Consider the following 14166-nt stretch of genomic DNA (forward strand, 5'->3'; position numbering starts at 1 on the left):
AATCTAATCGGAAGCGCAGCGTTTTCCGTTCTTTTTTAGCCCTTTTTTTCTCCCAGTGCAACCAGCAGCTCCTCTACATGTTTACGCTTGTCCTCAATCGATTCCACGTTTTCCTCGTTTTTTTGCATCTCCATAGCTTTTTGCCGCTCCTGCTGCTCAATAATATGTTCAGGAACACCTATATACGAAGCATTATTTAGTCTGCCTTTTTCCTGCTTCTTTTCGAGCGATGTTTTATTCTTGCGATAATCTTGCTCTAATGCTTTATATGCGTAACCGGTCAGATTTTTTACTTTTCCCGATTGGTAATCGCGTTCGACAATGGTTAAATTGTCTAGAATGTATGCTTCGTCATACGTTTTGATAATATGATCGATCTGAATTTCAGTAAGACCGAACTCACGCAAACGAGAGATTAACCCCGGTTCACCTTCAGACAACGGTAATTCTCCTTGTACCTCAACCTCACGTTTTTGAATAATAAAGTTTATTTTTGCTACTTTCCGTCCTGATTTAATCTCCTCAAAGTCAAAAGAAATATCCGTTTTCTCTGCGAGTTCTTTCTGAGCTACTTTTAACACCTTGCTCTTGAAGTGTCCATATCTTTCGTATTCATTCTTCTCAATTCCAAGAATAAACTTTAGATCAGCCAAATCAAAAAAACGTGTGCCGATTTGTGCATACTGTTTAAGGAGTTCATAGATACGAATAGAATATACACTGCGTAGTTGCATAACATCATACAATCGATATGTAGTGAAACGTTCTTTCAATTGAAGAAGGTAAGGCTTTAATTTTGGGGAAAATTCAAGCTCCATATACCCTTGTCCAACAAAATATTCGGCCGAAGCCAGCCAATGAAGGTATAGCAGCGACTTTTCTTTTTTGATACCGAACGTTTTCTTCATCAATCCCTTGATGATTTCCTGTATATCATTATGTACACCTTTGTTTTTTAATCCCAGCAATGTAACAAACTCGTCCACTTCAATTCGATAACGGGTAAACTCCTTATCTTCCGGTTGCACTTTGGCAGCCAGCATAAGAATAATACGCTGCTCATTTGTTGTTAGCTTATAGGAAGCTTCAATAAGCCCATTCGACTTTGTTACAAGCAATTTGTCGTTGGTCTTGCCAAGAGACACGATCAACCACTCCTTATATATATCTGTTTTCATATCTCGACACTCTTACACTGAGTTTTATTATAGCTTTTGTGAAATGAGTAGTCACCAAATTAGAGGAATATTTCACCCTGTTTTAGTGACCTTTCGCCCTGAAATGGTGATACTTCACCCTGTTTTAGTGACCTTTCGAACCCTGAAATGGTGATATTTCACCCTGTTTTAGTGATCTTTCACCCTGAAATGGTGATGCTTCACCCTGTTTTAGTGACCTTTCAATCCTAGAAATCTAGTAATACCAAGGCTTTCAAGCACCCGAAAACATATAAAACAAAAAAACAATATAAAACACAAGATCGTAAAAACAACGTTACTCTATATTCATATGGATAGAATTACAAAAAGTGGGTAAACAATAGTTGATAGGAAATCATGCATAGAAAGTGCGGAAAAGGAGGCTATTCATTTGCGTGAGAAAATGAATGGAGAACATGAAACGGAAAACACGTTAACAAATCGTCAAGGTCATCCTGTAACAGACAATCAGAATGTTAGAACTGTTGGCAGACGCGGACCTACTACGCTGGAAAATTATGATTTTCTAGAGAAGATTACTCACTTCGATAGGGAACGTGTTCCAGAACGGGTTGTTCATGCCCGTGGTACAGGGGCGCATGGCTACTTTGAAGCGTATGGAAAAGTGGGTGAGGAACCCGTTTCTACATATACAAGAGCCAAGCTTTTTCAACAATCCGGGAAGCGGACTCCCGTTTTTGTGCGCTTCTCTACGGTTACCCATGGTACCCATTCTCCGGAAACATTGCGCGATCCGCGCGGTTTCGCTGTGAAATTTTATACGGAGGATGGAAACTGGGATCTCGTAGGAAACAACCTTAAAATCTTCTTTATTCGTGATCCTCTGAAATTTCCTGATTTAATCCATGCGTTCAAACCTGACCCTGTTACAAACATTCAGGACTCGGAGCGTATTTTTGACTTTATTTCTAATTCACCAGAAGCTATGCATATGATTACGTTTCTTTTTTCGCCATGGGGCATTCCGGCGAACTACAGACAGATGCAGGGATCAGGCGTTAACACATATAAATGGGTAAACCAGGAAGGCAAAGCAGTCCTTATTAAGTACCATTGGGAACCAATAAAACAAGGAATTAAAAATCTTACCCAAAAAGAAGCGGAAGAAATTCAGGGGAAAAACTTTAATCATGCAACCCAGGATTTGTATGAAGCCATCGAAAGGGGCGACTATCCGGAATGGGAGCTCTGTGTGCAGATAATGAGTGATGATGAGCATCCAGAACTTGACTTCGATCCGCTAGATCCGACAAAGCTCTGGCCAGAAGATACATTTCCTTTCCTTCCTGTCGGAAAAATGGTACTCAATAAAAATCCAGAAAATTACTTTGCTGAAGTGGAGCAAGTTTCTTTTGGTACTGGTGTACTGGTAGATGGGCTTGATTTTTCGGATGATAAGCTACTGCAAGGACGTACTTTTTCTTATTCGGACACACAACGCTATCGCGTAGGGGCGAATTACTTACAATTGCCGATTAATGCCCCGAAAAAACATGTGGCCACGAATCAAGAAGGCGGGCAAATGCTTTATAAGGTAGATCGCGAAGACCCGCATATTAACTATGAACCTTCAACAATCGGAGGGCTAAAAGAGGCAAAACAGCCGGGGACAGAGTATACTCCACATATTGAAGGAAATCTTGTGCGACAAAAAATCGATCGAACGAATGACTTTAAACAGGCCGGTGAACGTTACCGATTACTTGAAGATTGGGAAAAGGAAGAACTTGTTTCCAATCTTGTAGGCGCACTTGGCTCTTGTCGAAAAGTTATCCAGGATAAAATGGTACAGCTTCTTACAAAATGTGATGAGGAATATGGGCACAGAGTAGCGGAAGGCTTGAAGAAAACGGGAAGTGATGAGAAAGGACACATTGGTGGACCAATAGGTGCTACGCAAACGGATGAAGCGGTAGAAAAAGCGGAGCAAGAAGGACATTCAGCAGATCCGTATTAATGTGATACGATTAGCAGGGACAGAAACAATCCATTATAAGGAGGTGAAAACCGTTATAAATTCAGATTTATAACGGCGGTACATGAGTGTTCATATTGGAGCGAAGCAAGGAGATATTGCAGAAAGCATTCTCTTGCCAGGTGACCCGCTTCGCGCAAAATATATTGCTGAGACGTTTTTGGACGATGTCACCTGCTATAACGAGATACGGGGCATGCTGGGATTTACGGGAACGTATAAAGGAAATCGGGTGTCTGTACAAGGAACAGGTATGGGGGTTCCTTCTATTTCTATCTATGTGAATGAACTGATTCGCGAGTATGGAGTGAAGAATCTTATTCGTGTCGGTACATGCGGTGGCATTCAAAAAGACGTGCATGTACGTGATGTCATCATTGCTATGACGGCCTGCACAGATTCGAACATGAATCACCTGACATTTCCAGGCTTCGACTTTGCTCCTTGTGCCAGCTTTGATTTGTTAAAAGCGGCATATGACACAGGCATCGAAAAAGGGTTGCATATTCGTGTAGGAAATATTCTGACTGCCGATGTGTTTTATCGTGAGAGCATGGAGATGGTGAAGAAGCTAGGGGAATATGGCGTGCTTGCCGTTGAAATGGAAACCACAGCCCTGTATACACTAGCTGCCAAGTACGGTGTACATGCTTTATCTATTCTGACTGTAAGTGATCATATTTTTACCGGCGAAGAGACTACAGCTCAAGAGCGTCAAACGACATTTAATGATATGATTATCATGGCGTTGGAGACAGCCGTATCTACCGCGTAATAAGCAGAAGGGGCGAAGCTTCGCTCCTTTTTTTATTGAGTATGTATTTTTTGTGGGGCGCTGTTCAACGTTGTGGCTCACCATTATTTCTTGTCTATGGGTCTTACAAAAACATTTGCTTCGAATGGTGGGCTAATTTTAGGAATGGCAGGTGTTTCGTTTATTGTACTTAAAGGCAACGGAGGTCTAAGCAGTATTTCTCCTGGAGATGTGGATGTATTTTTGTCCATCTTGGCACAGGCGATAAGCTTTATTTTAATCAAGAAAGCATCAAATACACTCGATCCGCGATTAATGACCGGGTATATGCTAATTGCAGGCTCTATTTTCTTGTTTGTGCTTGGTTTGTTCCTTGAACCTGCAGGCATGGAAAGTATGGCTGGAGGTTCGGCGGGTTTATGGACCGTTTTTTTTTTGCATCCGCTATCGTTGCTACGGCTTTAGGGCATATGTTATATAATGATGCGATCGGGAAGGTAGGCGCGGCAGAAACCGCTATTTTTATTAATCTAAGTCCGTTCTTCTCGCTTGTAGGTGCCGCTATTTTTTTAGGAGAGAAAATAGTCATTGAGCAAATCCTCGGATTTTTCTTTATTCTGTGTGGTGTAGTGCTCGGCTCGGGTGCCTTTGATGAACTGCGTATTAAGCTAAAGCAGAAGCAAGAAATCAATATACCGAAATAAAACTAACTTTACTTATCGGAATAATAATTGTATGATAGAAGTAGAAAAATAAAGCTGACTCGACAACCGAGAGGCAGACTGAAACATTCAGTCTGTCTTTTTTTATGGGAGCTATTTTTGGCGGGTTATGTATGAATGGAACGATATAAAAAGGAGAGATGAATATGAGGAGTCTAGACTTTATTACCATCAAAGAATTAATCGCTAAAAACATTGAGGATATTAAAAAGGATAAAGAATTAATGGAACAAATTGATGAGAATGTAGAGAATAAGATTATCGGAGGGAAGAATTATAGACGAAAAGAAACGGCAAGATCATATTATTCTCTCGTATACAAAAATTGGCACAGATAAGGGGTTATATTCCCATGGATGGAAGACAAGTCAACGAGAGACCCCTACATTAAGTACAATTCGTCTTAATGTAGGGGTCTCTTTATGTCTATATGCACGTCTTCTTATCGTACTGTTGTATATTTTACCATTCAGCTTCGCATATTAACCGATAAGAATAAGGTTAAGGGAAAGGTGAGGACATGGGAACGTTTCGTAAATGGATAAGAGGACGGCAAGCGTTCCACACACAGACGCGGGCTGACGAGATTTTAAACGATACGATTTCTGCTTCTATTGCTGTGAATCTTCAGCATCTATCCAAGCTGTTTAGTGAAATACCTCAGTTGATTACGCGTACGTTGACATTAAAAACAGGACAGGAAGCTGTTCTTGCATACATGGAAGGCCTGGTAGACAAGACAATCATTAATAGAGATATTATTCGTCCGCTTCTAGACCATAAGCTTAATCCGGAAAATTCATGGGAAGACACGATATCTGTCTGCCAGATGAAAAAAGTACGGAAATGGACGGAGATTGAAAAAGCCATTCTCGTTGGAAAAAGCATTCTATTCGTTGATAAGGAATTGGTAGCTCTCGAACTCGAAACGCAAGGAGGGCCGCAGCGGGCGATTCAGGAACCACAGGCTGAAGCTTCACTAAAAAGCGCCCACCTGGGCTTTATCGAATCGGCTTCTCAAAATATTGCTTTAATCCGCCGTTATATTCCGAGCCGGGAATTAAAAATTAAACAGTTTAAGATTGGAACGAGGGGAGAGGTACCCGTTTCCTTACTTTATTTGGCGGACGTAGTAAATCCCCAGCTCATTCGGGAACTGGAAAATCGGATTAAATTAATCGATGTAGACACGGTTATTACTACCGGTGAGATTGAGGGATTTATTGAAGATAATCCGTATACACCGTTTCCGCAGTTTACAGTAACAGAACGGCCGGATACGACAGCTTCGCATTTGCTGCAGGGGCGGGCCGCCGTTATTATAGATCGTGCGCCTGGTGCATTGGTTGGACCCATGAACTTTGTCGCTTTTTTTCAAACGGTTGATGATTATAGCGTAAGATGGACTACCGCTACCTTCGTTCGCCTTCTGCGTTTTGTCGCATTTTTCATTGCTATCTTCACACCCTCTCTTTATATCGCGATGATTTCCTTTCATTATGAGGTCATCCCGCTCCAATTGCTTCTATCGGTTGGCGAATCCCGGGAGAGAGTTCCTTTTCCGCCTATAATCGAAGCATTCATTATGGAGATCGTGCTTGAAATGCTTCGTGAAGCGGGGGTCCGCCTCCCTTCACCTATCGGTCAAACGATCGGGATTGTTGGAGGTATTGTAATTGGACAAGCTGCGGTTCAGGCAGGCATCGTAAGCAATATTATGGTTATTGTGGTAGCCATAACTGCTATCTCTTCTTTTATCATTCCGAGTATCGAAATGGCTGCAGGTATTCGTTTGCTTCGTTTTCCCATGATGCTGATGGCCTTCGCATTTGGTATGGTCGGAATCATCATTGGAATGATGATTATTATCATTCACCTTCTTACCTTAGAATCTCTGGGGAATCCTTACGGGAGTCCGATTTCACCGCTGCGTATTTCGGATATGAAAGATACGTTTGTTCGACTGCCTGTGTGGCTTATGAAAAAACGCCCACTATCGGTGGGACCTAGACAACTGCGCCGACAGGGGTCCACAAGAAAAAGAAGGAATGATGAATGAACAGGCCCGTAAGCAATGAGATTACACTTATGCAATATATCTTTACTATTAACGGTATCCAGGTAGGAGGAAGTATATTGGTTCTTCCTGCTGAATTGGCCAAAATTACGAGCACAGATGGATGGATATCGATTATGATTGCATGGGCTATCACAACGATTATCAGTATATGTGTTGTGCAAATCATGGCAAAGCATCCGGGTGATACGCTAATAGAGGTGCTTACACGCTATGTCGGGAAGTGGCTGGGAAGAGCATGCATGCTTATTTGGATCGCTTATTCTTTGCTGGCCATCGTTGTCCTGCTTTATTTTACCGTATTAGTGATTCAAGTGTGGATTCTACCCGAAACGTCCAGTGTTTGGCTTGTGTTTCTTCTTCTCATTCCAACGTATATGATTCTTCGGAGCGGCGTACGGGCAATTGTACGGTATGGGGTGTTTATGTTCTTCTTCACGCTTGGAATGCCGATTTTATTAACGATTCCGATAAAGGATGTTCATTTGGTTTTTCTACTTCCTGTTTTGAAGGATGGATGGTTGCCGATCTTTTATGGGATAAAAACGACCGTTCTGGCGTTTGTGGGATTCGAATTGGCATTCCTTCTTTATCCGTATTTGAAAAATAAACAGCATGCCGTAAAAGGAATTGTACTAGCGAACACTCTCACGCTCATTGTATACCTTCATATTACCCTGATGTGTTTTCTTTACTTTAGCCCGGATGAGATTACGAAGTATTTATGGCCTGTCCTTACCCTTGTAAAACCAATACAGCTTCCGTTTCTTGAACGGTTTGAGATTATATTTCTGTCGTTTTACATTTTCATCTTTTCAACGTCCGGCATTCCGTACACATGGGCTGCCACGTCCGGTATTTCACAGCTATTCAACAAAAAAAATTGGCAGCTGCCTATATATATTTTATTGCTTCTCTCCTTTGCTTTTTCGTTCTTTTACAAGCCATCCTATAATGGGATCGCGGTATTAAGAAATGCATGGGGATGGACGGCGTATTTTATTGCTTATACATTTCCTATCGTATTTCTCTTGTATGTCACCATTTATGGGTATTGGAAGAGGAGGAGATATCAATGATCAAGCGTACTGTACTGATGGTGGCAAGTTTGCTGCTTATTGTAACGTCAGGTTGCAATAGTGACCGGCTTGATTTGGAGGATACTACCTTATCGCTTGTATATGCATTTGATGTGGATGATGATGATAAATTAACGGTGTATCAGGCCAGTACTATTTTTAACAAAGATGTAAAGAAAAAATATGAGGTGCTTAAAGCGAAGGTGAATACTCCGAGGCAGGCGAGAGAGGTATTTAACAGTACAAGCAACGGACTGATTGTTATCGGGAAATTGCAGGTCCTGCTGATTGGTGAGAAGCTGTTAAAAAAAGAAGGAGTTATGCCGCATCTCGATGTAGCCTATCGAGATCCGAAGAATACGGGGAATATACGAATGGTCGCTGTAAAAGGGCCAGTCTCTTCCGTCATGGAGAGCAATTTTGAAGATAAGCCGGCACTCCCGCTTTATTTAACTCAGGTAATTGATGTGGAAAAGAAGTACAATGGCACGGCTTTTACTACGTCACAAAAGTTTCATACGTATGTTTTTGATAAAGGAATTACCCCAGCGATTTCAGAGATTAAAAAAGATAAAAACGGGCTTGTGGTGACAGGATCTGCACTGCTGGACAATAAAGGAAAGTATAAAATGTCATTGAGTCGCCGAGAAAGTGCCTTGCTCCTCATGTTACAGCAGGAAGCGACAAACCCGGTGGTATTTACGGTTCGTATGCCTTCTCTTCCGTTTAAAAAGCCGAACAAGCTTCAGAATGTAAAAGGACAAGATTTTATAACGATAAATATAAATGATAGTAAGCGTACTATCACAACTCATTATAAAAACAATCGATTTGTTTTTGACATCAAAATGAATCTTAATGTTACCCTTTCAGAACGCACATTTGATATGGATATGCTAAAAGAAAAGGATCGTCTTTCGGCTATTATCGCGGAGCAGTTCAGAAAAGAGGTGACAGCACTGGTTGAAAAAGTGAAAAAAGAAAAGCTAGACCCTTTCGGATTCGGATGGTATGCACGTGCATATCAATACGATCATTGGAAAAAAAATGAAGACCGCTGGCCGGACGAGTTCGCAAAGGCAACGGTAACGATAACGCCAAAAGTAAAGATTTCGACGTATGGCGTCATTGAATAAACGCATCGTAAAAGGAGCAGTTTCTAAAAGTGTCTTGTTTTGAACATCCTAACGTACATATATATAGGGCAAAAAATGTTTATATGATAAAATAATAAACAGAAAGAATCAGATAACAGCTTTTTCGTTTATTCTGATTTATCCTGCCTTAACGGGTAGTAATCTCCTCACCTCAAAACTTAGAGAAATCGAGGAATATAGGTGGAGGAAAAACTGCCCCTAAAGGTCCGATAGGTTCAACTAACGCGCAGTAGGGGACGTACGAAAACCCCCACCGCGTGAAGTTTCACTTTATGATGGAAGAGAAGGGAATGGTATCGATTGGAAAAAGCAAAGCTACAAGAATATTTTCTTAACCAACTACGCACAAGTAAAACTCCTGTTACAGTTTTTACGACAAACGGATTTCAGATTCGAGGGATTATTACCTCCTTTGACTCGTATACGGTTGCACTGCAGAGTGAAAACAAGCAAAACATTCTCTACAAATCCGCGATTTCTACGATCGTCCCTTTAAAGCCGGTTACGTTGTCTTAACGGGGCCTCTTTTAGAAACGATGCAGAGGAGTGCTTACTATATACATCTGATTTGATACATTGACAAATTCTTGTGGTGAGAGGGAAGAAAAGAAGGAAGGGCGGTGGGCGGGAGCGGTCGGAAAAAGACACGTTGGCCTTTCTTCTGCTGGAGCGCAGGGAGCATCCACCCTCTTCTTTTTCTGAATCGCCTCCTTCCAACCACGCTACCCTGTCAAACTATCAAGTGTAATTTATATAAATAAGGAACTCAAAAAAGCAGCCGTTCTCAGTCAAGTGAGAACGGCTTTATCTGTATAAGAAGATAAAAGAATGTATTGCACCTGTCCAAGGGTGTTGATTATCCAGTATCATCCGGAGAGGGAGACAGTTGCTGCCCTCTTTCGCTTGACCGGAGACAACCGCTCGGGAAGGGAGACGAAAAGCCCTGTTCGTGTCCTGTTGTTGGTGTCTCTTCCTCTTTGAAGAATCAACGGGTGTGAGTCTGTCTTTACTTTTTGTAATCTTTGCCCGACAGCATCGATCCTATAAAGAATAAAGGCACAATAATGAATGCGGCCACCAGCATGCATGATGCTCCCACCATTCCAATCACAAGCATCGAATACGGTAAGGTGGTAAGCAGCATAAACAGAATAAGTGCTAGAAAAGCCAGGTAGCATACAGATTTTTTTTCTAAATGAAATGTCAAACAGCTCGCCTCCTCAGGTCACATATTGAAAACACGCTGTAAATAAATGTATCTTTATCGTACTACTAAGAGGTCAGAAAATACAAATGGTGAATAGATGATTCTGGATGTTTTGTTGGTCTGACTTTTGTGACGCCAAGCGGCCGTATGGCTTATTAACATTTTACTTCTGCTAAAGGCACGGGTGACGGGGGCTTTGGCACGGGTGACGGTGCTAGGGGAACAGGGGAGGGAGCTAGAGGTGTTGGGCTGCAAGGCTTGGAAGCCCTCTGCCCCTTTTGCTGCTCTGGTTGTGAAGTCTGGCTTTGCTGGGAAGATGTTTGTTTTGTCTCAGATGGTACTGTTGCGGAGTTTTGACCACACCCTGCAAGTCCCCCTGCCACAATGGATAAGCAGGTGAGGAGTAGAAGTCGTTTTTTCTTCATGAAATTCGCCTCCATTTTCTATTTCAATTACATATATAAACAAATATGGATAATAAAATGATTACATATAATTACATAAATGTAAATATAAAACCGATTTTTCTGTAGGAACGTGCTTTCCTCTTCGTTCTCCATATGCTTTCTCAAAAAATAGAATGATTTCTTATTTATGAGAAATCATTGATGGAAGCTTTGCTTTATTAAGACCCTGTTACTTTACTTGTCCTTTAGCAGATATGAAGGTTAAATAATCTGACAAATGATATGGAAGTGGCATGAAAATTGCTTATACTCTTCTTTAATACGGAAAAATATCCAGAGTTTCTTTATGGAGAGGGGAGATATCCGAAACATACGGTGAAATGGTATGAAAGCCGATATTTACGCAAATTTTTTGCATAAATGAAAGTATCGTAAAAGGGGAGGAAATCATGAACGAGAATATGTCGCTTGATCGAACGCTTACTTTGCTTCCAGTTGTTTTGTTTGGCTTGGCTTATATGGCACCGATGACTGTTTTTACCACATACGGAGTAGCGGCTCAGGCTTCTCACGGTATGCTCCCATCTGCTTACGCTTTTGCTTTGTTGGCTATGTTATTTACGGCTTATAGTTATGGAAGAATGGTAAAAGCCTATCCTGTGGCAGGTTCGGCCTATACGTATACACAGAAATCGATAAACGGTTATGTAGGATTTCTTGTCGGTTGGTCTATTCTCATGGATTACTTGTTTTTGCCCATGCTCAATTATTTAACAGCAGGCATCTTTTTGTCTGCAGCTTTTCCAGAGATACCTTCCTATATATGGATTTTGTTTATGATTGCCGTTATTACTTTTATTAATATACGAGGCATAAAAGTAACGGCAAATATAAATACCTTGCTTATTTCTTATCAGTTTCTCGTTATTTTGTTCTTTTGCCTGTTTGCAGTTAAGGGAGTCATAAGCGGAATGGGAACAGGAACGCTTGTCTCTACTCTTCCGTTTTTGAATCCGGAAGTATCGTTTTCTTTTGTGTTGGCCGGAGCTTCCATTCTTTGCCTATCTTTTCTTGGCTTTGATTCGGTTACGACATTATCAGAGGAAACGATTCATTCGGAAAAAACGATTCCCCGCGCCATTTTTCTTATCGCTTGCATTGGGGGGGCTTTATTCATTGGAATTTCCTATATTGCGCATATGGCCTATCCGGACTTTACTTCGTTCAAAAATACAGATTCTGCTGCCTTTGAGGTAGCTGTTTTTGTAGGTGGAAAGCTGTTCAGTTCGTTTTTTCTCGCTGGAATGGTTACGGCGTGCCTAGGTTCAGGCTTGTCCTCTCATGCGAGTGTTTCTCGTCTTTTGTACGCGATGGGGCGTGATTCCGTCATCCCGAAGAAAGTATTTGGCTATATTCATCCGCGTTTTAAAACGCCAACAAGAAATATCCTGTTGGTCAGCGTATTTTCTTTATCCGCTCTTGTCATTGATTTGGTTACTGCAGCTTCCTTTATTAACTTCGGAGCGCTTGTAGCCTTCACATTTGTAAATCTATCTGTCGTTTTTCACTATTTTATTAAGAAGCGGCAGCGTTCGGTGAAGGGGACTTTTTTATATTTACTCTTGCCTCTGGTAGGAGCTTGCTTTACCGTATGGTTATGGACAGGCTTGGATAAGCATTCCATGATCCTGGGAGGCGTCTGGGCACTGTTTGGCTTTATGTATTTAGCCTTTTTGACAAAGTTTTTTAGTCAGCGACCACCTGAGTTGCATTTTGATGAGGTGGAGGAAGCGAAAGTGTCGGAAGTTTCGTAACAATTTTCATATTATGAAGGAGATAACTATATGGAAACTCAACAAAAAGCGGATATGATTCTTTCAAGCAATGCTGTTTTTACCGGAATAATGGATACGCCACAGCCAGGGGCAGTGGCGATTGTAGGCAATAAAATCGCTGCCATAGGATCAGAGGCTGACATGGAGTCGCTCATTGGACCGGACACGAAACAATATCGTTATCATAATGAGTTGATTATGCCTGGATTTCACGATTTTCATCTGCATCTCATGCTGGGAAGTCTGGCACAAGATAGTGTACATCTGCATGAAGCCCGTTCAGAAGAAGAAGCGGCGGAGATGGTTCGGAAGTTTGCAGATACTAGACCGAATGATTCGTGGATAATCGGTTTCGGCTGGTATCATGTTTACTGGGAAAACGGGCAATTACCGCATCGTTCTACACTGGACCGCGTCATTTCTGAACGGCCAGTTTTTCTATTTAATGCGGAATGCCACGGGGCATGGGTAAACAGTAAAGCGTTAGAGATGGCAAACATTACCCGTGATACCCCTAACCCCCCATTTGGAGAAATTGGTAAGGATGATGATGGGGAGCCAACCGGATTTCTTTATGAGACAGCCATGGGATTGGCACGGGAAGCATTTGTTCTGCCTCATGAGAGAAGACAGCGTCTATTGAGAAGCTTTTTGCAGCAGGCTGCCAGACTGGGAATTACCTCGGTGAACGATATGTTTCCTTTACCCGGCTTAGATTTCGGTGATTTGCCATTATATAAAGAGTTTGAAGAGCGGGAGGAGTTGACTTCACGCATCCATTTTTTAGCCCCGCTTAACGGCGATCTTGATTATGCAAAGGAATTGCGCTCAACATACACCTCCGGTACTTTACAATTTTCGGGGCTGAAACAGTTTCTTGATGGAGTACCTACTACGTATACGGCATACCTTCTTGCACCATATTCGGACAAGCCTGATACATATGGAGACACATTGCTTCCTCCTCATATGATTAAACAATGGACGAACGAAGCGGATCGGGAAGGATTTCGCATTCGCTTTCACGCTTGCGGTGATGGAGCAGTCAGGCTGGGACTTGATGCGTTTGAAGAGGCAAGGAGAGCGAATGGAGTCCGCGATTCCCGCCATACAATCGAACACATTGAAGTGATTCACCCTGAGGATATCCCAAGGCTTCATGAGTTAGGCGTAATTGCTTCCATGCAGCCGGAACATCTGGCAGCAAGTGAGAATTTTTCGGATAACGCCTATCTTTCGCGTCTCGGAAAAGAGAGAGAGGCATTTACATTTCCGATAAAAACATTGGAGGAAGCGGGCACAAAAATCGCCTTTTCTAGCGATTTTCCGGTTGTTCCCCTTAATCCTTTGCTGGAAATCTACCGTGCCATTACGAGGGTTCATAATGATGGGTTACCAAAAGGAGGATGGAACGGAAAAGAACGGATTTCCTTAGCTCAGGCATTACGTTACTACACGTGGGGGCCTGCTTACGGAACGTTTAGGGAGTTGGAGTTGGGGACGCTGGAGCCGGGAAAACTGGCCGATATTGTGGTTCTTGGTCAAAATCTGTTTGAAGTGTCACCGGAAGAAGTAAGAGACGCCAGCGTGAGAATGACAATCATGGATGGAAAGATTGTGTTTCAAGAGTAATATAATGAATCGCAACTCCATATGGAGTGTGTAGCGCAAAGGACGGAGAAGACCGGCAACTGTGTCTTGTATTGAAAGGCCCGGATGTTTTGCCGGTCCGC

General features: G+C 42.1%; 14 protein-coding genes. 12 read left to right on the forward strand and 2 right to left on the reverse strand.

Annotated features, from left to right (window positions below; translation table 11 throughout):
- Positions 1–35: 35 nt before the first annotated feature.
- Entirely contained in the window at positions 36–1178 is a 1143-nt protein-coding gene (locus AF333_RS13000) for a replication initiation protein (RefSeq protein WP_052520670.1), read from the reverse strand.
- A 424-nt stretch (positions 1179–1602) separates the two neighbouring features.
- Here AF333_RS13000 and AF333_RS13005 point away from each other — a divergent pair, with 424 nt between their 5' ends.
- From AF333_RS13005 to AF333_RS35165, 10 genes are all read left to right on the forward strand, one after another.
- Positions 1603–3177: a catalase gene (locus AF333_RS13005; protein WP_043069037.1), complete on the forward strand. Its 1575-nt coding sequence runs from the start codon at positions 1603–1605 to the stop codon at positions 3175–3177.
- 82 nt (positions 3178–3259) lie between these two features.
- Positions 3260–3970, forward strand: a complete 711-nt coding sequence (gene deoD / locus AF333_RS13010) for a purine-nucleoside phosphorylase (RefSeq protein ID WP_043068986.1) — start codon at positions 3260–3262, stop codon at positions 3968–3970.
- A 144-nt stretch (positions 3971–4114) separates the two neighbouring features.
- The gene (locus tag AF333_RS35155; protein WP_052812414.1) at positions 4115–4414 is read left to right on the forward strand and encodes a hypothetical protein; all 300 of its coding nucleotides are present in this window, start codon (positions 4115–4117) and stop codon (positions 4412–4414) included.
- A gap of 5 nt (positions 4415–4419) precedes the next feature.
- Positions 4420–4653: an EamA family transporter gene (locus AF333_RS35160; RefSeq protein WP_235496422.1), complete on the forward strand. Its 234-nt coding sequence runs from the start codon at positions 4420–4422 to the stop codon at positions 4651–4653.
- A gap of 164 nt (positions 4654–4817) precedes the next feature.
- Positions 4818–5009: a hypothetical protein gene (locus AF333_RS13025; protein WP_043068987.1), complete on the forward strand. Its 192-nt coding sequence runs from the start codon at positions 4818–4820 to the stop codon at positions 5007–5009.
- 182 nt (positions 5010–5191) lie between these two features.
- Positions 5192–6730, forward strand: coding sequence for a spore germination protein (locus tag AF333_RS13030; protein WP_043068988.1), 1539 nt, complete (start codon positions 5192–5194; stop codon positions 6728–6730).
- Positions 6727–7827: a GerAB/ArcD/ProY family transporter gene (locus tag AF333_RS13035; protein WP_043068989.1), complete on the forward strand. Its 1101-nt coding sequence runs from the start codon at positions 6727–6729 to the stop codon at positions 7825–7827. The genes AF333_RS13030 and AF333_RS13035 overlap by 4 nt, the downstream gene beginning before the upstream one ends.
- Positions 7824–8963, forward strand: a complete 1140-nt coding sequence (locus tag AF333_RS13040; RefSeq protein WP_139188916.1) for a Ger(x)C family spore germination protein — start codon at positions 7824–7826, stop codon at positions 8961–8963. Before AF333_RS13035 ends, AF333_RS13040 begins: the two co-directional genes overlap by 4 nt.
- Before the next feature lie 321 nt (positions 8964–9284).
- On the forward strand, positions 9285–9500 hold the full coding sequence (gene hfq, locus AF333_RS13045) for an RNA chaperone Hfq (protein ID WP_043068990.1): 216 nt from the start codon (positions 9285–9287) through the stop codon (positions 9498–9500).
- Between the two features lie 73 nt (positions 9501–9573).
- Positions 9574–9732 carry a hypothetical protein gene (locus AF333_RS35165; protein WP_235496423.1) on the forward strand — a complete coding sequence of 53 codons (159 nt, stop codon included), beginning with the start codon at positions 9574–9576 and terminating at the stop codon, positions 9730–9732.
- Between the two features lie 258 nt (positions 9733–9990).
- Here AF333_RS35165 and AF333_RS13050 read toward each other — a convergent pair whose 3' ends face one another.
- Positions 9991–10191: a hypothetical protein gene (locus AF333_RS13050; RefSeq protein WP_043068991.1), complete on the reverse strand. Its 201-nt coding sequence runs from the start codon at positions 10189–10191 to the stop codon at positions 9991–9993.
- Positions 10192–11047: 856 nt separating this feature from the next.
- Here AF333_RS13050 and AF333_RS13060 point away from each other — a divergent pair.
- Together AF333_RS13060 and AF333_RS13065 are read left to right on the forward strand one after the other, a co-directional pair.
- Entirely contained in the window at positions 11048–12412 is a 1365-nt protein-coding gene (locus AF333_RS13060; RefSeq protein ID WP_043068993.1) for an APC family permease, read from the forward strand.
- 30 nt (positions 12413–12442) lie between these two features.
- Positions 12443–14065 (forward strand): amidohydrolase, encoded by a 1623-nt coding sequence (locus tag AF333_RS13065; RefSeq protein ID WP_043068994.1) that lies wholly within the window; start codon positions 12443–12445, stop codon positions 14063–14065.
- Positions 14066–14166: the final 101 nt, after the last annotated feature.

The sequence above is a fragment of the Aneurinibacillus migulanus genome (assembly GCF_001274715.1).
GTDB lineage: Bacteria > Bacillota > Bacilli > Aneurinibacillales > Aneurinibacillaceae > Aneurinibacillus > Aneurinibacillus migulanus.